This window comes from Dapis purpurea BLCC-M126 (genome assembly GCF_050015975.1).
Taxonomy (GTDB): domain Bacteria; phylum Cyanobacteriota; class Cyanobacteriia; order Cyanobacteriales; family Microcoleaceae; genus Trichodesmium.
Map to the genome: position 1 here is coordinate 1 of NZ_JBNHER010000105.1, position 23,257 is coordinate 23,257.

Sequence of the window (23,257 nt, forward strand, 5' to 3'; positions counted from 1 at the left end):
CTACATCGCTCTATTTAGTATACGCTATATATAGTGTCTTTGCGTAAGTCCTGACAATAAAAAATTTTCCCTACCGCGTCAATCCTCTTCCTTTTAGGGAGAGGTAATTATCAATTATTGAACTATGGTTAAAAACATCAGATTGATTTATGGTAAATCTCCTAGCACTTTTCTCTTGAAATAGAATATTTTCAACCGAATTAACTAATTATCAATTATACATTGCTAGAACCTTATCACTTAACTTTAGCAGTCTATCCAACTACATATATATTTTACGCCACACAATATAATATATGGGTTGAAAGCTCAAAATTATCGCTATTTATACTTCAATTCTCTTCTCTAATGAAAAATGTAGTAGAAGTTAAACTAATGCTTACCTAATTTATTAAAAAGCTCCTTGCATAGCATTCGACAGGATAAGCTAACTACTAATAGTTGTTTGACTACCATACAACTTCGTTGTTCATTTTCCTTAGGAAAACGCTGCGCATTCATGTCGCGCAGCATACCCTAGCAAATGCTTATGAAATTAGCTTTTTGATTTAGCTTCTTTCCAAGCTTCTTTCATCCGTTGAAAGTTAATTTTTACTTCTTGCCAGCCTAATATGCTACCTTTTTTATCTTCATCCCAAGAAGCAGAAAAAAGACCATAACTTAAACCAATAACACTTAAACCAAAAAAGCCCACACTAACTAGCAAAACTGCTTGATTTGGTAGTATAAAAATATCATTTATAATGATAAAGTAGCTAAAAACAAAAGTTAATAAAGAAAACAGTAGAGGTGTACCAGATAACAAAACCATACGGCTAATCATCCGCCTACTAACTACTTCAGGAATAGAATTTTCTCCTCTAACTTTTTTGCCTTTCTGATTACTAATTTTTTTCGACTGATTTACATTAGGATCGCTTGATTCTTCTGTCCCCTTAATTTTAGGTGAAGAAGATGATTTTTTACCTTGCTTTTTCCGGCTTTTAGCAGGTTCAAAAGGTAAAGGTTGGCGTGATGATTCTGGAGACATAAGTCATTTCAGTTATCAGTTATCAGTTATCAGTTATCAGTTCCTTGCAGTTGTTGCATCGGGATTGAAATACTGAATTGAATTTTTTTTATCCCTTTCAAAAGGGGAGGTTTGAGACCTTATTTTCTGGTTAGTTTTTAACCTCTAATACCAAGGCGACCAATCAATGTTTTATAACGTTCTTGGCTTTGTTTTTGGATGTATGCCAATAAGCGCTTACGTCTACCAATCATCTTTAAGAGACCTCTTTGGGATGAATAATCTTGCTTATTATTTTTTAAATGAGCGCTTAATTTGCTAATTCTTTCAGTCAGCATAGCTACTTGAACATCTGCTGAACCTGTATCTGTTTCATGAGTTTGATACTCACTCATAATTTCTTGTTTCCGTTGTTGTTTGAGAACCATTATGTTTAATTTCTACTAATCTTTCCAAAAATTACCACAATCACTTATAGTATCATATATCTTTGTTCTAAGAAATACCGATAGAAATCCTTTACAGTTGAGTAGAACGGCTCAACCAACTAATAGCTTCCCTAATCCAATCTTCTGCATTTGTATTTTTGGACATATTATCATCTTTACTAACAGCTTGCAATGCCTGTATTACCTCTTGACCCGTATATCCCAAAGCCAACAAAGTCATTTCTACCTCCTCTTGAATAGCAGGCATAACTCCCACTGGCACTGATGTAGTTAAACCAGCATCTTGTCGCCACTCGGCCAATTTATTTTTCAATTCTAAAGCAATACGTTCTGCGGTTTTTGCTCCTACCCCTGGGGTCTTAGCTAATACACGAGTATTTCCCCCCACAATAGCTTGAACTAAGTCAGGTAATTCTAGAGTATCTAATAGAGCGATCGCTAATTGTGCCCCAATACCACTGACACTTACCAACTGACGAAATAAATCTCTTTCTGCAGAAGTACCAAAACCGTACAACACCATTTGGTCTTCTCGTACTTGTTGGTGGGTAAAAACTTGGACGTCTTCTCCTGGTTGTAGACTTTGAGTCAACCTAGGCAGAATTTGTAGCTCATAACCTATTTGATTAACCTCTAAAATTAGAGTCACACGCATACCACTGCCTTTGTGAACATCAGCCACTTTTCCTTTCAGGTAGTTAATCATTCAAATTATTTCAAAATTATTTCAAAATTACATATTAACAACTGCTGAACAATTAACAAACGTAATTTGCATAAATCACCAAATACAGAGGATTCATTCCAACAAATAATATTTATAAATATAAAATCCAACTCTAGCAAAGTTGCTGGTAAGTAAGCATTCAGCTATGAGGAATTAGCTTTTAGTTTTTTGATGAATTAAGTCTAGCTATCAGCTTCTATAAATAAGCTTTTAGAACCTAGGGTTAAAATTCCCGAAAACGGAAAGTTATAGATAATTTATGAGGGGTTGAAATTCCCTATGAATTCAAATTTACTTAGCAATAAAAATGATTGTTTTGGGGATTTTTTATTATGAAGTCAAAGAATTATTAGAAGTTTACCACAGTTTTATCAGTCAATGGAAAAACCAATCGCTTTTTGAAGGTGTAGAAAGTTTAAGGCTTCAATATAAAGGAAGAAAAGGCTACTTTACTTATAGTCATTCTGAATAAGACTGGGACGAGTGTTTCTTTCCTTGAAAGGGTTTCAGCCAAAAAACTGTTTTATCCTTATTTGAAATGACTATAGGAAATATTTGATGACAATTAACCAAGATTTATTAGAATGTAATGGTTGGTAGATTGTATAAAATTTCCCCCGAATACCTCAGAGCAAAAAACTATTGAATATATTTGCTTAAAAACCAAAAAAAATCATCAGATAATTTTATCATCTTTACAGTTATTTTAAAATATTTAAGTTGCTATTTAAGTTGTTTGCGTTCTGGTCAAATATTCAATTTCCCCAACTTTTTCAGTATGAAATTTTGCCACAACCAATGCGGGGATTACTAAATAATCTAAACTTGTGAAAAATACTATATAAAATTAAATAGATATTTCTATACAAATATAGAATTTTGTATCTTCTGAAAAAACAACCCTATCTGTAAAAAATAAAACCTTAAGTCTGAATTATTTTAGTTCTTTGTTGAAAAAAATCTATTGTTGAAATTAATTAAATTGAACAAGTAGTTAAATTAATCAAGATTTAATGAGAGAATAAATTTACTGGAGTAATAGGAGCAGGATTTAACTTTAACTCAACCCCACTCCAGCTATGTAGAGTCTAGATTAGAGAAAATGTTAAAAAAAATTGTGGCCTTATGTTTAGTAGCGATCGCTCTTACATTAACAGGTTGTGTTTCTGTAGGCGGTGGACTCCAAAGCTTTGTGGATACGACCGATGGTTATGAGTTCCTTTATCCTAATGGTTGGCTCCAAGTCAAAGTTTCTGATGGCCCGGATGTAGTATTCCATGACTTAGTTGAGGCTACCGAAAATGTTAGCGTTGTTATTAGTCCCGTGGTTCAAGAAAAAACGTTGACCGACTTGGGTACTCCTACTGAAGTAGGATATAAACTTAGTAAAAATGCAATTGCACCAAAAGACTCAGGTCGAGAAGCAGAATTAGTCAATGCAGAAGCACGAGAGTATAAGGCTAAAACATATTATCAATTGGAATATGCCGTTAAACTTGCTGATGGGAGAAAGCGTCATAATTTAGCAAGTGTGGCAGTTAGTCGAGGTAAGCTTTTTACGATTAATATTTCTGCTACTGAAGCACGTTGGCAAAAAGTGGATGATAAGTTTAAGCAAGTTATTAACTCTTTCTCTGTATATTAGCTTTTTATGAATGTAGAATTTAGAGTTTAGAATTTAGAATTATTAAATTAAGGAATTCATGAATCTTTTTTGAATTTAGAATGCAAAATTATTAAATTAATGAATTAATGAATAGCTCAAGTTTTCAATTCTTAATTTTGAATTCATAAAACGATCAATTTAAAAATTCCCAAATTAAAAAATTTAGAGTTAAACAATTAATTCTGAATTCTGCATTCTAAATTCTAAATTCTAAATTCTGAATTCTAAATTCCTAATAAATATAGGCTGTAGTCCTGACAAATTATCAAATTTTTTTTTGAATATTTTATGCTTGTGTGCTTGAAAATATGGAAATTCCGACCTTCATATTAGCCTCATCTTCATCAGCAAGACTTCGCTTGTTAGAAACTGTTGGTATTAATCCTATAGTTATGCCTAGTAACTTCGATGAATCCACAGTTAAATTAACAGAACCTGGAAAATTAGTAGAAACATTAGCCCAAGCTAAAGCAGAAACAATAGCCAAGTCTATAATCAAAGAAAACTTATCTGAAACAGAATCAAATTTAATTTTAGGATGTGATTCAGTATTAGTTATTGAAGACGAAATTCATGGTAAACCTGCGAATACTAAAGAAGCGATTGCTCGTTGGCAAAAAATGCGTGGTCAAGTTGGTGAATTGTATACAGGTCATGCTTTAATTGATTTAGCTAAAAATAAAACTCTCGTACTTTGTCGGATGACAAAAGTTCATTTTGCTCCTGTTAATGACCAAGAAATAGAAGCTTATGTTTCTACTGGAGAACCTTTAAAATGTGCTGGTTGTTTTGCTATAGAAGGGAAAGGTGGTTTGTTTATTGAAAAGATAGAAGGTTGTCATACTAATGTGATCGGTTTAAGTCTACCATTGTTAAGAGTTATGCTGAATAATTTAGGATATCAAGTTAGTAACTTCTGGTAAAATAAACAAAATATAGACTTTTTTTCTTCAAGATTTATTTCTTCTTAGTTCTTTGCTCTTGCTTCTTTAGAACCAAGATGATTTGTAACAATCTTTTTTCCAAAAAATACAATATTACTGCTAATTCCCTATTCTCTTATTGAGCAAAAATTTTATTTAATATCTGATATCTTACCTAAATTATATAAATTAATATAAAATATAGTTATACATTATTTATATAAAAACTATATTCTATAATTAAACTCCTCTAACTGACTCCTGATTTATAAACCGTCAAGTAACTAATTACCAGAATGTGATATGAGTAGGAGATAAGTTATAAGTTGTGAACTAGGGAGTCGATTGCTTTGAAACAACTTATTCCTAATTCTCTTCTTCAAATATCAAAAAGTACATAGCATTACTATACAACCTAATAAATGTCAACCTAAAGTATATAAGTAAAAAGATAACTATACCTTATTATAAGAAAACTTTCACAAGAAAATCTCAAAAATAAAATTTTTTGTTCAACAACATTGACATATTCTTAAAATTGACATATTCTTAAATCAGAATAATTCTGATATAAATCAGTAAAAGCTGATACAAATTGAAATCCTAATCTACTAAATTATCCAGAGGTAAGTTATGGCTATTGAACAAGTTCCTGACGTAGTATTCAAAACCCGTGTCCGTGATGAGTCTGTTCCCGGGCCAAACCCTTTCAAGTGGCAAGACAAAACTACCCAAGAAATATTTGGTGGTAAACGTGTAGTATTATTTGCTTTACCTGGTGCTTTTACACCAACCTGCTCATCTACTCACCTACCTCGCTATGAAGAACTATATGATGAATTCAAAGCACAAGGAATAGATCAAATTATCTGTCTATCAGTAAACGATGCTTTTGTGATGTTCCAATGGGGTAAACAGCAAGGTTCTAAAAATGTATTCTTACTACCAGATGGTAGTGGAGAGTTCTCTCGCAAAATGGGAATGTTAGTAGATAAGTCTAATATTGGTTTTGGTATGCGTTCTTGGCGCTATGCAATGGTTGTCAATGACTGCAAAATTGAAAAGATGTTTGTTGAACCAGGTTTTAGTGACAACTATGGCGAAGATCCATTTGAGGTATCTGATGCAGATACAGTATTAGCCTACCTCAAAGGTACAGAAGCACCAACAGAAAAGCCAGCTAGATTAGAGTTTGTAGGCTAGTATGAGTTTCTCATATTAATTAAATAAAAAGATAAAACGCTGTATATAGCAATTAGTTAGATTTGATTCTGTGAACTATAAGTCCTTTACCAGGCTACAATCTTTTCAAATTGCTATATATAGTGTTAATCTATCTCAGTTAGCAGCTATACTTTCCAAAATTAATAAGTAGTCACACAAAATAAATCTCCTAATTAAGTAAGGCACTCATATAAGAAGCAAAAGAAAAGAAAAAATTGGCAGGATGTGTAATTAATTATGCTTAGTTACTTACGTCTTATTAAAAAGAATAGGGACTACTAAAAATAAATAAATTTTCGTTTTTTAGGATTAAAAATAGAGACTTTAAACCATAATTAATAATTATTAATTGATTGCTAAATTCTTTTTACCACTCATATTTTATCCGCTTCAGTTAATCAATAATCATAGAATTTTTCCCTATCGAAAAATATAGATAACTTAAACTTAATTAACAAAATTTACTACAACACATATTATCAACTCAGGAATTGAATGATAGTTTGTTTATTTGAACACTTAAAGAATGACTATTGAAACTAGACAAAAAAGAATAGGAATTTTTGACAGTGGGATAGGCGGTTTAACTGTTTTAAGAGAGTTATATAGACAGCTACCCAACGAATCTATTCTTTACTTTGGCGATACAGCAAGATTACCTTATGGTACAAGAACGACTGAAGAGATTTTACAATTTGTAGATGAAATTATTGGGTGGCTAGTTAAAAGTGGGGTGAAAATGATATTGATGGCTTGCAATACTAGTTCAGCTTTAGCTTTGGAAAAAGTCAAATCTAAATTTGATATTCCTATTCTAGGGTTGATTGTACCTGGAGCTAATGCTGCAGTGGAGAAAGGAAAAAGAATAGGTGTTATTGCTACACCTGCAACTGCTGCTAGTAATGCCTATCGTCATGCTATTTTAGAGGCAGATGATTCTGTTCAAGTTTGGCAAGTTGGTTGTCCCTATTTTGTACCATTAATAGAACAAAATCAACTACATGACCCCTACACATATCAGATAGCAGAAGAATATTTAATGCCTTTAATACAACAACAAATTGATACATTAGTTTATGGTTGTACTCACTATCCTTATTTAGAACCAATATTGCAGTTATTATTACCTACCTCCGTGAATTTTGTAGACCCTGCAGTTTATTTAGTTGAAGTAGCTGCTAGAGAGTTGGAAACTCTGAATTTGCAAAACTATAAGACATTAAAACCAACAAAATTTGTAGTTACTGCTTCTCCTCAAAAATTTGCTGATTTATCATTACAGTGGTTGGGTTATAGACCAGTTGTACAAGCAATTTCTTTGCCACCTATTCTAGACCAACCTATTTCTATCTAGAATATAATCTACTAAATTTCCTAATTTACTTTATTGGATTTTATAGCAATCATGGTAACAAATTAAATCCAAGAAGTATCAGAAAAAAATTATGGCAATAATTAATTCTTTTAACTTCTTTGTTTTGATCTAATTACAGTAGATAAGTTGATAATTGATAAATTATTTATTAATCTATATTTATAGAAGATGGCATTTATCAAGTTAGTGAGGCACATTTGTTTTTATTCTTTTGTGTTAAAGTCTTCCCTGAGACCTATAACTTTAGTACCTCACTCAAATCTAAGAATTCCTAGCTAGAGCTGCTGTATTTTACTAATGTAAATTAGTGCTAGAGTCCGCAACACCTTGTTGCCAGGTCTTATTTCTTGTGATTTTTGCACCTCGTTGGGCTAATGCTAAGAGCAAATAGACGGTAAATACATAAGCAGTTGCTAGAATGGGAATAATAACAGGAATATGATTGTAGTTCATAGTTTAACCAAGTTGTGAGGAGCGTTTTCATGAATTAATAAGTAACTAAGCTAACTTGTATTAGATATTAATTAAATTAATTCTAAATACAAAAGTTATCTCTGTTTTATTTTTAGAGTCAAATAAATTTATTGATAAATTTTTCAACTCTCATCTTTATAGAGTTTGGCATTAAATATAAATGCGTTTGTAGATATTTTAATTTTTGCAAGTTCAAATATATGAACTTTTGCTGAGTTCCCCTCTACCTAGGTATTCTCTAAATCAATATCTGGAAAATTTAGGTTTAACTTTAATTTATTAGTAATTACCGACTACTGCTGATAACAATGAATACTTTTAAAGCGCAACATTTGTCGTAATCATCACCTTAAAATAGGTAGATTGTGCATAAATAGATATTACCTTTTTGCCAGAAAAATACTTAAAAAAATTAGGTATTTTAAGATAAATTGATGATTAAGATGATTAAATACTATCAATTTTAATAGCGATTTATAGTAACTATCTTCCTTGTGTTGATTAGATTTTTATCTAAAATATATCAGCCTGGGAGTAAGTTTTTTTACCTAATAACCCCTAGGCTTTGGGAAGGTAAGTTAACTTAACTACTGCAATTCCTTTATCTGCAAATATATCTCGCTCATACTATGCAGTTTTTAACTTATTTTGTGATTATCATACACCTAATAACTGATTCATACAATCTTAATTAGCAAAAGCTTTCGGCCACACATTGTTATCGAATAAACGTAATGACTAAATTGTATGTATTCCACTTTTTAGGTTCTTAAATACTCGTCCCAATAATTGCTAAATTTTCATTATTGAGAACTTGAGCAGGTATTGACTCTTCTAATTCAAGATTCAATCAGTATCTTTTTATCTCTTGAATTATTACACTTACTAAAGTTAATAAAATTACAATAACACAATTAATTCTCTTTGTACAGAGGATTTGCCAGGTTACTTAACAATTAGATACAATTTACTCATAATACTGGCATTGATTTATATTTCTGCCTATTTTTTGAAAAATTAATTTTGTTTTGTCATCAAGATTTCTAACTTTTCCTATATCAAGGATGGTTAGCTTAGAATAAGAATATAATATGTAAAATTTTGTTAACTTGTAGCTTTAGTGTCTAATCTATGACAAAAAAATAAGGTCTCAAGCCTCCCCTTTTAAGGGTAAGGGGACGAAAAAAATTAAACTTCAGTATTTCAAGTCTCTGACTTCAGCCAGAGGTACTGTCTCGCTCCGCGACATGAAAAACGAAGTTCCTCCGCAGGAGGCTAACTGATAACTGATAACTAATAACTGAAATGACTACTTCCACTCTCTTATTCTCTCCAGTAGAAGCAGACCTACAGCTGCTAACAGATAACTTAAAACAATTGGTAGGTGCCCGTCACCCCATACTATACGCGGCTGCAGAACACCTATTCCGTGTCAAGGGAAAGCGGGTCAGACCAGCTATTGTCCTATTAATTTCACGGACTACAATGCTAGATCAGGAAATTACTTCTAGACATCGTCGTCTAGCAGAAATTACAGAAATGATCCACACTGCTAGCTTAGTTCACGATGATATAGTAGACGAATCAGAAATTCGTCGAGGCGTCCCTACCGTTCACAGTTTATTTACTAACCGTGTTGCAGTACTAGCTGGAGATTTCCTATTTGCTCAATCATCTTGGTACTTGGCCAATCTAGATAATCTAGAAGTTGTGAAACTACTTTCAGAAGTAATTATGGATCTTGCGGAAGGAGAAATTCAGCAAGGACTACATAGATTTGACATCGATTTATCTATAGAAGCTTATCTAGAAAAGAGTTATTACAAGACAGCTTCTCTAATTGCTAATAGTTCCAAAGCTGCAGCTATTATTAGTGGTGTATCCCCAGAACTAGCTCAGGATATGTACTATTACGGTAGATATCTAGGTCTAGCATTTCAGATAGTGGACGATATACTAGACTTCACCAGCGCCACACAATCTCTAGGAAAACCAGCTTGTTCAGACCTCAAAAGTGGCAACTTGACAGCGCCTGCATTATATGCTTTTGAAGAAAAGCCGGGCTTAGAAAAACTCCTCGAAAGAGAATTAGCCCAAGATGGCGATTTAGAAGAGGCCATTCAATTGATTAAAGATAGCGAGGGTATTAAAAGGTCTCAAGAGTTGGCAACTAAATACGCGAAGATGGCTGTTGAACATTTACAATCTTTACCCGATTGTGATTCTCGTCAAGCTTTGATTAATCTTACTGACTATGTTTTAAGTAGGCTGTATTAGCTTTTAGTATTTTCCAATAATTTAGTAACAATGAATGAATACTAACAACAAAATGAAGAATCAAGAAATACGATTGATTGGTGTATAGCTAACAAACAATATCTATTTTGATACTAACTAGGGTTGATTTTGATCCTGTTTTAAACGATAGTTCCCAATTAGATTTTGATGGATTTGCTTGAAGTAGTTGAATTTTTAATAATATAAAATCAAGAGTTCAACAATATCTCAATATCTTAAGCAAGATCTGGAGGAATTTTGCTAGAGTTGGAACTAGAGGATGCCTGATACTGTCTGAGATATACACTTATCAGTTTTTGGACATCCTCTCTCTTAACTTCTGTAGCTTTTGTCAGATCACCTGGTTTTTCAAAGAATACAAGACTATCTAAAGGTTGAATTGCTATCATTTGAAAAAGTATATGAATAACTGGCATAGGTGTAGCGACAACATTATCTTCAGAAATAGATGATGAGGCATCTTTTAGTGTTGGAAAAGCATAAATAACACGTTTTTCTAGTTCAGATTGACTGCGATGACCTAAAGTAGTCAAAACCCAATTTTGCGTGTAAGTTTGTAAGATATAGTATTGCAGATGTTGTAGTTGTTCAGCTAACAGTTTTAAAGCAGGTGTAATTGCCTCCACAATTTGTGGTGTATTACCATCTTGGGGTGCGTTTTTAATAAGTGTTTGGATTTGTTGATCTAAGTCCATAATTTAATCTTTTTCATGTTTTCGGAATATCTAAAAAATAGGGTGTATTGATGATGATTTATAAAGTTTATTAGTAGTTAATTATTAATACAATGATGGGGGAAATCTGCCAAGTTGGCGAAGAAATCTTACAGCTACTCCTAGATGAATTTCAGCAGTCTACTCGTGCCTCAAGGCAAAATTGCCTAGAAGTGGCAGAGCGTATTAGACAGGAAGTAGATAGAATTTGTACAGAAAGTAAAAGAATTCAAGCTTCAGGAGAAGTAGGTAAATGGGCTAAGAATTTAGCTCTACATCGCTTAAGACGATGTATACATTATTACCAGCTTCGTTCTCAAGAAGGAAGAGTAGAATTACATAGCACCCTTAGTGCTATTGTTTATAGATATATCACTCCTCCACAAATACAATCAAGTTATCAGGCCAGATTAAATCTGATAGAAGATTTTTTACAACAATTTTATCTGGAAACTTTAAATGCTTTTCGACGAGAAGCCGAACTTCCGTCAACTTATAGTCCCCGTACTTTGTTAGAACTGGCAGAGTATATGGCCTTTACAGAGCGTTATGGCAAAAGACGTATACCTTTGTCTGGTGGTCGGAGTCAACAATTGATTATTCTACGGGCACAAACATTTTCCCAACAACAACCAAAGGAAACATCTGTAGATATTGACCAAGCAGCAGAGGGAACAACTACTGACTCAGATAAAACTTGGAATGATGGATCTATCCAGCAAGTGCGAGAAGCAATGGTTGCACAAGATCCAGGGAATGATATTGGTTCTCTACGTCAGGTTGTGATTGAAGAACTAATGGCCTATCTGGAGGAACGTCAACAGCAAGACTGTGCAGATTACTTTGCATTGCGTTTACAAGACTTATCAACTGGGGAAATAGAATCTATCTTAGGTCTCACTCCCCGAGAAAGAGATTATTTACAGCAGCGCTTTAAGTACCATTTGCTCAAATTTGCCATGGGACATCGGTGGGAACTGGTTCATCAATGGTTAGAAGCAGACTTAGAGCAAAATTTAGGCTTAACTCCTACAGAGTGGGAAGCTTTGCATCAGCAAATTGATCCAGAACAAAAGAATTTGCTAAAGTTAAAGCAACAAGGTATTTCTGATGAAGCGATTGCCAAAACTTTAGGTCGTAAAGTCAACCAGGTTAAGAAAAAGTGGTATAAATTACTAGAACTTGCCTGGGAATTACGAAATCGTTCAGGTTCCGGAGCAGGGTCATCAAGTGATGAATAACGAAACGAATAAACAGGTGGAAACTTTCGAGAAAAATTTCTTTGATTGGCTATTATCAAAGCCAAGTTCTACAGAAATATTAGCAGTAGAGGAAAGTCAAAAGGCTATTGAGGGAGAGAATATGGAAGCAAAAATCAGGATGTACGAAGAGTGGGAAGAACTAGATCCACTTGATTCAGAAGAAATTGACTTTCCTGACTACAACGAAAGTCCACCGATGACACTGGGAGAATTACCAACTGTGTATAATCGTTTCGAGTCATTGTTACAAAAACGCCTGAAAGCTGAGATTGAAGCTAAACCTCCACTATTTCCTTGGGAAGAAGCTGGATACAATACTTATTATCCAGACGTTGAAACTCAAGATTGGGTTTCCCAAATTTCTCTGTGGGCATCACAGATGAAAAATATCAGGTGGAGAAACCTATCTATCCCCCTAACAGATAGTGTATTTGCTCAAATCTTGCAGTCTTGCCAAGAGATAGTGCAATCCGATTTACTACCTGGTAGTAGATTAGTCAAAGCTGTAGATAATTTGTTCCCTGGCCAATCTCAATCCCTAAATAATCTAGCTGGTTTCGTGCTAGCAGGCCCATCTCGCAACCCCGAAGTATTGTCCGATCCAGTCATCACTTATAATAGTGCAACTCCTAACCAACAAATGTTATTGTCTTTAATGGCTGCTGAAGAAATTTTATCATCTTTAACTTTAACCTGCCATTTGAACCAGTCGGTGGTAAAAAGACAATGGGAAACTGCTGTAGGTTGGATTAATATTGAAGCTGAATACTCTATTCCTGAAGATAGGTCTTCTGCATCTTTGAGAATTAAGGGTCAACTTCCTGTAGGAGCAACTCTAAAATTGCAAGGTAGAGAAGCTCAAACAACTGCTCAACGTTCCGATGCTGGGAGTCTATGGCTAGAGTTATTTGCTCCACAACCTGATCAAAAATATGAGCTAACTATTAAATTGTTAAATTGGGACGAACCTTTAAAATTTGCTGTTTGTCTTCAAGACCTTTAATGGCTAAATTAGAGCTAAAAAATTCTGGTGACAAACAGCTAAAAGAACTATAGTGTGCCTATGCTGAAAAAATATTAAGCAGAAATTACTGCAAAATCAACATTCCTTCAGCATCTACCAATAAAATTATGCCTAATTCTTCTTCTGCCCGGGCAGTGCGAAATCTACCTATATTAGGACCTCTGTGGAGAAAAATAGAAGCAGCGCCTAAACCTGTTCCTGAAGATTCTATTCTATTACGAGTCATAGTGCAGGCATTGGTAATAGTAGGAATTATAGCAGTTGATGTAGCTGCCGGGGTAGCAACAGATGAACTCCCTTTAACTTTTTGGGCAGCACCACTAAGTATTATAGGAGCAATTTGGAGTTGGTACAATCGCTACAAAAGGAATGTACCAGCTAAATTTTGCTTGGCGATTGGAATGTTGTTAGCTTTGGCTGCTTTTTTGAGTAGGTTAGTTGGTGAGTTGAATGATACACGACTGGTATTGGCTGAATTATTGATTCAACTTCAAGTCTTGCATAGTTTTGATTTGCCTCGGCGGAAAGACTTGGGTTATTCGATGGTTATAGGGTTAATTTTATTGGGGGTTGCAGGTACTATTAGTCAGACCTTAACTTATGGACCGGTATTGCTGGTGTTTATTATACTTGCTATTCCTTGCCTTATTTTAGATTATCGTTCTAGGTTGGGTTTGCAGTCAAGATTTTCTGGTAATAGATCGGGGTTTCCTAAGCAACAGCAGCGACAAAAAATATCTCTATTAAAAGCTACTTTATCTCCCAAGCGATTAACAATATTATTGTTAGTAATTATTGGTTTGGGTATGGTAATTTTTGCTTTTTTACCGAGGTTGCCTGGATATCAATTACGAACTTTTCCTGTGAGTGCTCCGATTAATTTTGATTTAGAAAATTTTGACGGGCGGACAATTACAAATCCTGGTTATATTGGTCGAGGTAGGGAAGATGGAGATGGTTCTGGAAATAGTAATGGAACTAATCAAGAATCAGGTCCAGGAACTTTAGATGCTACTTATTATTATGGATTTAATACTAAAATTAATCAAAATTTGCGTGGGCAATTAGAGCCTCAAGTTGTGATGCGAGTTAGGTCACAAGCTGAAGGATTTTGGCGAGTTTTGGCTTTTGATAAATATACTGGTGAAGGTTGGGAAATTTCTCGGAATGATAATACTTTTACTTTAAATCGTCCTCGTTGGTCTTATCAATTTTATGTAAATTGGCGGAGAAATAATTACGCAAATGAAACTAAAGAAGTTATTCAAAGTTATACAGTAGTTTCTCAGTTACCAAATTTAATTCCAGCTTTGTATCAAGCTAGAGAAGTATATTTTCCCACTGAAAAAATAGCAATTGACCCTGATGGAAATTTACGTTCTCCTCTTGAGCTTCGAGAGGGTTTAACCTACACAGTAATTTCTGATGTTCCTTATCGAAATCGCAGTATTTTGAGTCAGGCGGGAGAAAATTACCCAGAAAGTATTAGTCAATATTATTTACAAATTCCTCCTGAAATAGCGGAAAAAGTAAGACAAAAAACTGAAGAAATTTTAGCCAATAAAAATAAAGTTGCTAAAGAAAATCAACCTATTACTTCCCCCTACGAAAAAGCACTTTATTTATCTCAATACCTCAAGCAAAACCCAAATTATAAACTACAGAAAACTCCACCATTTTTAGCAGAAGGTGAAGATTTAGTTTCAGCATTTTTATTTGGTTATCAAAATAGTCAGGAAGAGGAGAAAATTACTGGTGGTTATGGCGATCATTTTTCCACTGTTTTGACAATAATGTTACGTTCTATTGGAATTCCTGCTAGATTAGTTGGTGGTTATGCTCCTGGAGAATTTAATCCTTTTACTGGTTTATATGTGGTAAAAAATACAGATGCTTATATGATGACCGAGGTATATTTTCCTGGGTATGGATGGTTTGCTTTTAATCCTATTCCAGGAATGCCTTTAACTCCCCCTTCGATTGAAAAAAATCAAACTTTTACTGCGTTAATGACTTTTTGGAAGTGGGTAGCTGGTTGGTTGCCTTCTCCCGTAACAGGTTTTCTAGAGAGATTTATTGGTGGAATATTCCGTTGGATATTGGGAATTCTTGGTTGGTTTTTTGCTCTATTTTCCCAAGGTTGGCAAGGCATATTTTCGGGTCTAATTTTAGCTACTGCTTTAAGTTTCTTGGGTTGGTTATTGTATACATTTTGGCGAAAATGGCGTTATGATCGCTGGTTAGCAAGGTTATCTCCGGTCGAAAGTATTTATCAACAAATGCTGAATTTAATGGCGAGTAAGGGATTAGTTAAACGTGGTTTTCAGACGCCTTTTGAATATACTAAAGCTATTCAAAAATATAACTCTATCAATGAAGCAGAAATAATAGAAGAAATTTCGAGAGCTTATGTTGGATGGCGTTATGGTAGTCAGGAAGTTAATTTAACTAGATTAAAAAATTTACTACGCAGTTTGAAGCGAAGTATCAGAAAGTTAAAAGTCAAAAGTTAAAAGTCAAAAGTTAAAAGTAATCTCTGACTGAGTTTTCGGTGCGGAAATGCTCTGTAAATAGGATTTACCAATTTCCATGTCCTAAATCCGTAGCACTATACTTAGAATCTTCTGTATATGTCTCTTTTTGATTTTAAAGCACAACTAAACTGTGCAATTTTTTACTTATACTAATTACCAAAAGTAATGCTATGCTTAGATCAAACTTCAATTATTAAGTAATTAATGCGCGCCAAATAACCTTTTTGATAATTATTACTCAGTTAGTCTTAATTATTCATATTTTTACCGAAATATTGTGGTTTAAAGCCTCCCCTTGGATAGGGGATAATAAATAAAAATTTTCCTGTTCGTCAATCCTCTTCTTTTCAAAGAGAGGTAATTCTAAATTCTTAATTATTAATTCTTAATTCTCTCCCACTCCCCTACTCCCCAGCTCAATAAAATGTAGAAAAGTTAGAAATGTTATTAGACAAGGGGTATAGCAGTCGAAGCATAGCTTAGGAAATTGGTAAATTTTCAAACTAAGTCAGAGATTACTTCTGACTTCTGACTTCTGAGTTACACATAGCGCTATAATTCCGTACCACAAATTTTACAGAATTTAGCATCGATATCATGGTAATAAAAACCACAATTACTACAGACTTTTTCTTGCTTATTTGCTGTTTTGATAAGTTGTTTAATTAAATCTCCAAGTTGGGAAGGAATTAAACTAATACCTGTTAATATCATCAAAACAGTTAATAAACGACCTTTTTCTGAAATAGGAATTACATCGCCAAATCCCACAGTTGTCATTGTGACAACCGAAAAATATACAGCATCTAAAAAAGTTTTAAATGATTCAGGATTCACACGATGTTCTACTTGATAAATTAAGCCAGAAAAGATAAAAATAATTGTAAATAAAGTAAATAATATTCTCGCAAAAATTCTACCATCTTCTGTAGTAATATTAAAGATATAGATTTTGAACTTCAAGAATCGAATTAGTTTCAGAATCAGGAAGCATCTAATAATTCTAATAAAACTAATGTTTAAAACATCTGTAAATATTGGCAAAATAGCAAATAAATCAATCAGAGAAAAAAAGCTAAAGATAAACTTTATTTTTTGCTTTGCACACCAAAATCTAAGCAAATATTCAACAGCAAAAAATACTAAAATTATATCATTTATTAGCTCTAACCTGAGGAGAAATTTATCTGATATTGAATAAGTTTTGGCAACAAAAATAGCTGAAGAGAGTAAAATTAAAAATATGATAATTAAATTAAAAGCTTTACCAATAGGATTTTCTATATCTTCTAAATAAAATGATATATTTTTTTTAGTTGGTGCAGGTAAAATTGATTTCATAAATTTTTGATAGATTAATTTTTTTTGTAGGTGTTAGTTAGATTTTACTAAATCTATACTGCAAAATAGTGCAAATCTCACAAAAGCAAATTTGATTGGATTCAACTTGAAGGGTGCTAATTTTACTAATGCAGATTTAAGTAGAGCTAATTTATTAAATGCAAATTTTGCAGGAGCAAACCTACAAATGGTGACGATGAATCAAGCAATTTGTAGCTAAGTTAATAGTTTTTCTAACGAGTTTGATTATACTAAATTAGGTATTTATTTTCTTGCTCCTAATGTATCATTACAAGGAGTAAATTTAGCTGGTGCTCATTTGAGTTCAGTAAAGCTAAGTTGGGCAGATTTAAGAGAAGCAAATTTAGATGGAGTAAAACTAGAAGGTTCTGATATAAAACACGCAAACTTAAGTGGAGCAAGTTTAAAATATGCTGGCTTATAAAGAGTTTCAGTAATAACAATAGACTTAACAAAAGCCGATATTCGTCACGCACAACTCGATAATGCAAATCTCAGAGGAGCGGATTTAATTTCGGCAGATTTACGATCTGTAATACCATATCAAACAGACTTATCCGAAGCCAATTTAACTAATGCTTCACCTAGTTTAGCATTCTGGAATAATACAAAACTCACAGGCGCAATAATGCAAAACGGTTCAGTTCACGAATAATATCATGTTCGGTTGAATATTTATAAATCATGATTGAAAGAGTCAGGAGTCAGGAGTCAGGAGTCAGGAGGGAAAGAGTAAATTTAGAATGAATCAGGTTTATTATAACTAATTATCCAAACATGATATAATATAAAATTAGCTTGGGTTAATGTTAAGGAAACCCAACTAAAAAATCTGTTAGTCTTGCAATAGTCACAGCAAGAATTTAACTTAGTGCCTACTAATTCCTGACTCCTGACTTCTCTCACAACACTCCTCCTCGCTGAATTTTCTGTTCCCGTATATTCTCTTTTTCCGCAAAAGCAGCATCTAGTCGATCCAATAATTTCCTAATCTTTTCCTTTGCCTCCTCACTAGTCTGAGATTGTCTATTCAACCACGACATTCCTCCTCTTCGCCCTTTTTGACTTGCAACAATTAAAGTACCCCAAGCTATGGCATTAAGTTCATCTCGATCTACTCTTAAAGCAGCATCAACCCTTTTGCGCAGACGACCAGTATCATTTTGCAACAATTTAGCAATATCATAAGTACTGCTCAAATTATTTTCAAATACATTTAGACTTTCTTGCCAACGACCATCTATTAAACCAGCTAAAACTTTTTGACTTGGACTTGCCCAGGAAGCGATCGCCTGAGCTTCTGTAATCTTGGCATGAAACTTAATTAGATCGAATTGAGCTTGTGCTTTTTCAGACCATTGAGATTTATCTATGAAATTTTCTCGCAAAGGTTGAATTAAAGTAAAAGCAGGAGACCATAAACCATTACGAGCTAACCTCAGAGCATCCTTATAATATCCATCCCCAATAGGAGTTTCATCAAGGGAAATTTTTTCTAATTCAATAGGATTAAGTATAAACTTTCTTGGCTGAATTGAATAAATATCAAAATCAGGATCTAATCCCACAGTTTGTTCAACCACCAACTCCGGATCTCCTCCCCCACTCATTTCTTGCCAAATCGGAGCTTGACCAGCAGCACTTTTCCATTCCAACATGGAACTCAAATAATTTTTACTGGGATTATAATTAACAATTTGCCCATAAGGAATAGCTTTGTTATCTTGTAACCTCTGACCACTGACAGTAAACCAAACTCCTCCTCCGGGAACTTTGCCTTGAAACTGACGTACTGTTGTTATAGGTAAAGGTTGATTTGAACCTTGAGGAGCAGAAGCAGACTCAATAGTAGATGCAATGACAAAAGATTCAGCCAGACCCTGAAGTGGTAAAGTATTAACTAATCGAAAATATGGTTTACTGCCTTCTCGTTGATTAACAGATAAAACTGATTGATAGACCCGCAATTCTACTACTTTCCGACAGGGAGTTTCACATGGCAAGGATGCTCTAGATTCAATTTGCTTCATTACTGGCATTAATATATCAGAACCAGAATCTTTTGTTGTCTTGGGAAGAGGAAAAGTCTTTCCAGCGCTAAACCCTTCCTCTTTAATACTAGATTTAATTTGCTCCAGGGTTTTTAGAGATTTATTGCCAGAAATATAGAATTGAGTCCACTGTGGTAATATTTGATTGAATGAGACTATAGCATTTGGATCAGAAATTAACTTCACACTGAGCCATGCTCCCACTGCCATTAAACTAGAGCTACCAAATAATAGGGAGATTCCTATCCATTCAATCATCCATTTCCGCCAAGGTAAGGATAGCAATTTCAACGAAAGTTTTTGAGACTGAGATGGTCGTCTCCGGCGTCTCCTAGATTTTGCAGTAGAAGTAATTCGGCTAATTTGTGGAGTTTTTCTCGCTCTAGGATAATAAGGTTTCTCAACTGTTTTAACAGCTTTAGGAGATTTCTTTTGACTGTAACTAGCTTTAGAATTGTAAGTCTTTTTTTTCATTATCCTAGTAATACCTGTTCATAGCGGTGACCTTGAACTTCCCAAGTATACTCGGTTTCTATAAGCGATCGCCCGTTTTCTGACAACTTATGTCTCAACTCCTCATCCTCAAATAACCGACTGATAGCCTCTACATATTCTCCTACTTGATTTGCTCTTAATGCTTTGAGTGGTGTATTTATACCATCAACTGCTAATCCTTCCAAACCACGGTCGCTGGCCACAACAGGCGTACCCGCAGCCATTGCTTCTAAAGTTTTATTTTTAATGCCAAAACCAGTACGCATAGGAATTACACAAACTGTAGCTTGATGTAAATATTCTGCCATTGAAGGTACGCGACCTGTAACTTTTACTCCTGGGCGAGTTGAAAGTTCCTGTACTTCTGGTACTGGTCTTGCCCCCACCAATGCTAAAGTTGTATCAGGATAACGTTCTTGTATCCTGGGCAATATTTCCAAAGTCAAAAAGCGAACCGCATCAATATTAGGAAAATTATCCATAGCTCCCACAAAAATTAATTGCTTTCCTCCTGGGTCAGCACTACGATAAGGAAACTGACTAAAATCTACCCCATTCGGAATCACAGAAATTTGACTATTGGGGTTAAATTCCTGTAGTTGTTTCCCATCTTCCTCAGTTGTAGCGACTATACAGGAAAATTTTGAGCAATACCGCTTTTCATAACGCAGGAGTAGGGGAAGATTAAATCTATCTCGCAAAGGTTTTTCTGCTGTGCCAGTTTCCAACTGTTGGCGACAAGTGCCATAAACTGAACTGTGGACATTAACTAGAGTTTTAAGTTTGTCTTGCCATTGAGGGCGAATATAAATTTCATTAACACAATGTTCGCAAGTAATAGCCTCACATTTACCTGCTGCCACAAACTCATCTACCCATTTTTGCATTTCTGGCGAATAGATAGATAGAACGCTCGGTGGAGTACCTTCTATTATGAAATTACTAAAACGTCTTAGTTTTGCTAAAGTTCCTTGATTAGATTCTTGGGGGCGGGGAAATATGGCCAATTCTTCGACATAAGACCGCAATGAATCTATTTCCGAATCATTGACATCTGGAGAACGTTGTGTTACTAAGGTAACAGAGTGCTTCTGACTCAAATATTTGAGTAAATTAAACGTTCTAACTTGGGTGCCACCTCGACTGGGAGGATAAGGAAAAGTAGAGGAAAGCATTAAGATTTTCATAAAGTTGATAAGTTATTCTATATTTCTTTCTGTTATAGCCAATTTATTATATATGATGACAATATCATAGTCTTAATTTTAATTTTAGGAATGGATTTGATGGTAGCAAAATCATTGATAGTCAAAGCATTAAAAAAACCAAACTTAGCCTTCAAAAAAGGAAAGCGTTTTTTAGCACATAATTTAGAAGATTTTATCAGAATACTTACCCAGCAAGACAAACTTTTAGAAATAGTTAATCAAAAGGAAATCAGAGTAGCAGGTATGAAGCGGACTGGAAACCATGCAATTATTAACTGGGTTAAAAGTCAGCATACTGGTGAAGTCGGATTTCTTAATAATGTATCAGCTAATGAAAACCCCTACCGCTACAAATATAAAAATCTCCAAGATAATTTTCCAGAACATAATAAATGGGCAATAGAGCATAATCGTAAACCAGCTAAAATAAATTTTATTAAAAGAGATTGTTTGATCTACAGCTATGAAGATTTTCCCTTAGACAAAATCGCAAGTAATAAATTTGAGCGTAACGCATGACTTATACTTAGGAAAAAGTGCTATTAGGTACGATATACTAACTTATTAGAGATCCTTTTAACCTTCTGGCAAGTAGATTCAAGACTTCTGCTAAAGTGCTATATTTTTTATCAGTAAATTCTCAGAATAAAACAATGCTTGATTTATGGATTGATTATGCAAAAGAGTATTTAGGAGAAACAAATTATTTCAAGCATAAAAAAATTTGTATAAATTATAATCAATGGTTTGCTGACATTGAGTATCGGCGACAAATTGCCGATAAACTGCAAATGGAATTTTCTGATGCAGGTATCGATCAGGTAAAGAGTTTTGGTGGAGGTAGTTCATTTGAAAGAAAACAATTTAATGGTAAAGCATCATCTATGGATGTCTTAAACAGATGGCAAAAAGTATCTGATAATCCTCAGTACAAGGAGTTTTTTAATCAGGAAGTATTGGAGTATTCAGAAAAAATATTTGGTCATATTCCTGGCACAGAATCTTTAATTAAGTAATAACCTAGTAGCTTTTAAAAAATTAGTTATAATTGAAAATTAAGTTAATGATGTATTAAAATTCCAGAATAAATTCAGTAACCTATAAATATGGCAAAAGTTAGTGTTTGTATTCCCACCTATAACCGAGCAAACTTGCTGCCTTATGCAGTAAATAGTGTTTTAAATCAGACTTACAATGACTTTGAATTAATCATCACAGATGATGGTTCAAAAGATAATACTGCTGAAGTAGTTAATAAATGGAATGACTCTAGAATTCGATATATTCAACATCCTCAAAATATCGGACGCAGTAAAAATATGCGTTCTGGTTTTGATGCTGCTACAGGAGATTATTTCATCAAATTTGATGATGATGATGCCCTCACTCCTGAATTTTTAGAAAAAACTGTGGCAGTATTAGATGAGATGCCAAATGTAGATTTTGTTTGTACAAGTCATTGGGTTATTAATGAAAAAAGTGAACGAGAAGAAACTGCAACAGAAGAGAATGCAGCTAAGTGGGGAAAAAATAAATTAAAGGAAGGAATTATTCCTAACCTGGTGAAAGAAACATTTCAATATCAAAGCTTACAGGTTGGTTCAACTTTATTTCGTCGCTCCTGTTTACAAGAGGTTGATTATATGCGTCCAGAAGCAGATGGATGTGAAGATTTTGATTTACTAGTTAGATTGGCTGTAGCAGGTAAGGTAGGATATTTTATTCCAGAATATCTGATGGAATATCGTTTCCATAATCGTCAAACTAGCTTAAAACAGGATATTCATTTTTTGTCAGCTAAGATTTTTTGTATGAATACCTATCAGTTTGAAGATGGAGAATTAGAAAAATTACGTTTAGTTAAATTAGCAGATACAAAACAAATATTGGGGATTAGATTAATTGAAAAAGGTGATAGTAAAAAAGGTAGGGAATTATTACAAGAGTCAACCCAAATATTAGGAACTTCATTAAAGACTAGATTTGGCTTAATACTATCTTATCTACCCCTAAATTTACGACAATTAGCATTGCAAAGCTTTAGGAAAATTCGTCCTCAAGATTATGCCGATAAAGTTAGGAACCCAGCTACTTGAATTGAAGATAAGTATAATTTTTGAGCGATCGCCACTTTACTCGATAAATATAAATCGCCGTCAAAAATAATGATTACTTGACAGGAAAATCAAATCTCAAGTCTGCCTTGTAAAGGGGATCAAAAAGGAAAATTAATTATTTCAAACCTCCTACTGAAGTAGGAATTAGTGTGAATTGGTAACTGAAATGATATTGGCTTGACAATAACGCAGGCCAATTTTTATTAACTATTACTATCAATATTAGGGGCACAATCAAAGTGTTGATTTAATCTCTAGCTACAAGTATCGTAACTATAATATAATTAAATCTACACTCCCCCTAGAATGGGGAGGCTTCAGACCGAATGTTTTGCTCTTAGAGTCA

At 33.9% G+C, this 23,257-nt stretch carries 23 protein-coding genes and 1 pseudogene; 15 read left to right on the forward strand and 9 right to left on the reverse strand.

The features are described from left to right. Window positions 1–535 precede the first annotated feature (535 nt). From ACP6PL_RS09770 to ruvA, 3 genes are all read right to left on the reverse strand, one after another. Window positions 536–1,030, reverse strand: a complete 495-nt coding sequence (locus ACP6PL_RS09770; protein WP_426544992.1) for a PAM68 family protein — start codon at window positions 1,028–1,030, stop codon at window positions 536–538. Between the two features lie 137 nt (window positions 1,031–1,167). After that, complete coding sequence (rpsO, locus tag ACP6PL_RS09775; protein WP_426544994.1) at window positions 1,168–1,437, reverse strand: 30S ribosomal protein S15; 270 nt, start codon at window positions 1,435–1,437, stop codon at window positions 1,168–1,170. 91 nt (window positions 1,438–1,528) lie between these two features. Next, on the reverse strand, window positions 1,529–2,164 hold the full coding sequence (ruvA, locus tag ACP6PL_RS09780) for a Holliday junction branch migration protein RuvA (protein ID WP_426544996.1): 636 nt from the start codon (window positions 2,162–2,164) through the stop codon (window positions 1,529–1,531). Window positions 2,165–2,480: 316 nt separating this feature from the next. Here ruvA and ACP6PL_RS09785 point away from each other — a divergent pair. The 5 genes and pseudogenes from ACP6PL_RS09785 to murI all read left to right on the forward strand — a co-directional run. Continuing rightward, window positions 2,481–2,633 (forward strand): annotated as a pseudogene (locus tag ACP6PL_RS09785) (IS630 family transposase); the annotation flags it as partial. A gap of 654 nt (window positions 2,634–3,287) precedes the next feature. Beyond that, window positions 3,288–3,830: a photosystem II reaction center PsbP gene (gene psbP / locus ACP6PL_RS09790; protein WP_426544998.1), complete on the forward strand. Its 543-nt coding sequence runs from the start codon at window positions 3,288–3,290 to the stop codon at window positions 3,828–3,830. A gap of 329 nt (window positions 3,831–4,159) precedes the next feature. Next, the gene (locus ACP6PL_RS09795) at window positions 4,160–4,774 is read left to right on the forward strand and encodes a nucleoside triphosphate pyrophosphatase (RefSeq protein WP_426545000.1); all 615 of its coding nucleotides are present in this window, start codon (window positions 4,160–4,162) and stop codon (window positions 4,772–4,774) included. A gap of 633 nt (window positions 4,775–5,407) precedes the next feature. Then, window positions 5,408–5,977 carry a peroxiredoxin gene (locus ACP6PL_RS09800; protein WP_426545002.1) on the forward strand — a complete coding sequence of 190 codons (570 nt, stop codon included), beginning with the start codon at window positions 5,408–5,410 and terminating at the stop codon, window positions 5,975–5,977. A gap of 547 nt (window positions 5,978–6,524) precedes the next feature. After that, window positions 6,525–7,352 carry a glutamate racemase gene (gene murI / locus ACP6PL_RS09805; RefSeq protein ID WP_426545004.1) on the forward strand — a complete coding sequence of 276 codons (828 nt, stop codon included), beginning with the start codon at window positions 6,525–6,527 and terminating at the stop codon, window positions 7,350–7,352. Window positions 7,353–7,667: 315 nt separating this feature from the next. Here murI and ACP6PL_RS09810 read toward each other — a convergent pair whose 3' ends face one another. Then, on the reverse strand, window positions 7,668–7,826 hold the full coding sequence (locus ACP6PL_RS09810) for a hypothetical protein (protein WP_426545009.1): 159 nt from the start codon (window positions 7,824–7,826) through the stop codon (window positions 7,668–7,670). 1,326 nt (window positions 7,827–9,152) lie between these two features. Here ACP6PL_RS09810 and sds point away from each other — a divergent pair. Then, on the forward strand, window positions 9,153–10,124 hold the full coding sequence (gene sds, locus ACP6PL_RS09815) for a solanesyl diphosphate synthase (protein WP_426545013.1): 972 nt from the start codon (window positions 9,153–9,155) through the stop codon (window positions 10,122–10,124). Window positions 10,125–10,360: 236 nt separating this feature from the next. Here the strand turns inward: sds and ACP6PL_RS09820 are convergent, their stop codons facing one another. Beyond that, window positions 10,361–10,840 (reverse strand): hypothetical protein, encoded by a 480-nt coding sequence (locus ACP6PL_RS09820; RefSeq protein ID WP_426545015.1) that lies wholly within the window; start codon window positions 10,838–10,840, stop codon window positions 10,361–10,363. A gap of 95 nt (window positions 10,841–10,935) precedes the next feature. Here ACP6PL_RS09820 and hetZ point away from each other — a divergent pair, with 95 nt between their 5' ends. Together hetZ and ACP6PL_RS09830 are read left to right on the forward strand one after the other, a co-directional pair. Further along, window positions 10,936–12,099, forward strand: a complete 1,164-nt coding sequence (hetZ, locus tag ACP6PL_RS09825; RefSeq protein WP_426545084.1) for a heterocyst differentiation protein HetZ — start codon at window positions 10,936–10,938, stop codon at window positions 12,097–12,099. After that, window positions 12,089–13,123, forward strand: coding sequence for a hypothetical protein (locus ACP6PL_RS09830; RefSeq protein WP_426545017.1), 1,035 nt, complete (start codon window positions 12,089–12,091; stop codon window positions 13,121–13,123). The genes hetZ and ACP6PL_RS09830 overlap by 11 nt, the downstream gene beginning before the upstream one ends. An 85-nt stretch (window positions 13,124–13,208) precedes the next feature. On the opposite strand, the gene ACP6PL_RS09835 is transcribed toward ACP6PL_RS09830, so the two are convergent. Further along, complete coding sequence (locus tag ACP6PL_RS09835; protein ID WP_426545019.1) at window positions 13,209–13,370, reverse strand: hypothetical protein; 162 nt, start codon at window positions 13,368–13,370, stop codon at window positions 13,209–13,211. Window position 13,371: 1 nt separating this feature from the next. On the opposite strand from ACP6PL_RS09835, the gene ACP6PL_RS09840 reads away from it, so the two are divergent. Next, entirely contained in the window at window positions 13,372–15,657 is a 2,286-nt protein-coding gene (locus ACP6PL_RS09840) for a transglutaminase TgpA family protein (protein WP_426545021.1), read from the forward strand. A 573-nt stretch (window positions 15,658–16,230) separates the two neighbouring features. Here ACP6PL_RS09840 and ACP6PL_RS09845 read toward each other — a convergent pair. Beyond that, window positions 16,231–17,019 carry an ion transporter gene (locus ACP6PL_RS09845; RefSeq protein ID WP_426545023.1) on the reverse strand — a complete coding sequence of 263 codons (789 nt, stop codon included), beginning with the start codon at window positions 17,017–17,019 and terminating at the stop codon, window positions 16,231–16,233. Between the two features lie 55 nt (window positions 17,020–17,074). On the opposite strand from ACP6PL_RS09845, the gene ACP6PL_RS09850 reads away from it, so the two are divergent. The 3 genes from ACP6PL_RS09850 to ACP6PL_RS09860 are packed head-to-tail and all read left to right on the forward strand — an operon-like array spanning window position 17,075 to window position 17,695. Next, complete coding sequence (locus ACP6PL_RS09850) at window positions 17,075–17,239, forward strand: pentapeptide repeat-containing protein (protein ID WP_426545086.1); 165 nt, start codon at window positions 17,075–17,077, stop codon at window positions 17,237–17,239. 42 nt (window positions 17,240–17,281) lie between these two features. Then, window positions 17,282–17,464, forward strand: coding sequence for a pentapeptide repeat-containing protein (locus tag ACP6PL_RS09855; protein WP_426545088.1), 183 nt, complete (start codon window positions 17,282–17,284; stop codon window positions 17,462–17,464). An 18-nt stretch (window positions 17,465–17,482) separates the two neighbouring features. Then, the gene (locus ACP6PL_RS09860) at window positions 17,483–17,695 is read left to right on the forward strand and encodes a pentapeptide repeat-containing protein (protein WP_426545090.1); all 213 of its coding nucleotides are present in this window, start codon (window positions 17,483–17,485) and stop codon (window positions 17,693–17,695) included. A 247-nt stretch (window positions 17,696–17,942) separates the two neighbouring features. Here the strand turns inward: ACP6PL_RS09860 and ACP6PL_RS09865 are convergent, their stop codons facing one another. Beyond that, window positions 17,943–19,565 carry a hypothetical protein gene (locus tag ACP6PL_RS09865; protein ID WP_426545025.1) on the reverse strand — a complete coding sequence of 541 codons (1,623 nt, stop codon included), beginning with the start codon at window positions 19,563–19,565 and terminating at the stop codon, window positions 17,943–17,945. Continuing rightward, complete coding sequence (locus tag ACP6PL_RS09870; RefSeq protein WP_426545027.1) at window positions 19,565–20,773, reverse strand: glycosyltransferase family 4 protein; 1,209 nt, start codon at window positions 20,771–20,773, stop codon at window positions 19,565–19,567. The genes ACP6PL_RS09865 and ACP6PL_RS09870 overlap by 1 nt, the downstream gene beginning before the upstream one ends. Before the next feature lie 99 nt (window positions 20,774–20,872). On the opposite strand from ACP6PL_RS09870, the gene ACP6PL_RS09875 reads away from it, so the two are divergent. The 3 genes from ACP6PL_RS09875 to ACP6PL_RS09885 all read left to right on the forward strand — a co-directional run bounded on the left by ACP6PL_RS09875 (window position 20,873) and on the right by ACP6PL_RS09885 (window position 22,890). Beyond that, window positions 20,873–21,313 carry a hypothetical protein gene (locus ACP6PL_RS09875; protein WP_426545029.1) on the forward strand — a complete coding sequence of 147 codons (441 nt, stop codon included), beginning with the start codon at window positions 20,873–20,875 and terminating at the stop codon, window positions 21,311–21,313. Between the two features lie 134 nt (window positions 21,314–21,447). Continuing rightward, window positions 21,448–21,810 (forward strand): hypothetical protein, encoded by a 363-nt coding sequence (locus tag ACP6PL_RS09880; RefSeq protein WP_426545031.1) that lies wholly within the window; start codon window positions 21,448–21,450, stop codon window positions 21,808–21,810. 90 nt (window positions 21,811–21,900) lie between these two features. Beyond that, entirely contained in the window at window positions 21,901–22,890 is a 990-nt protein-coding gene (locus tag ACP6PL_RS09885; protein WP_426545033.1) for a glycosyltransferase family 2 protein, read from the forward strand. Window positions 22,891–23,257 lie beyond the last annotated feature (367 nt).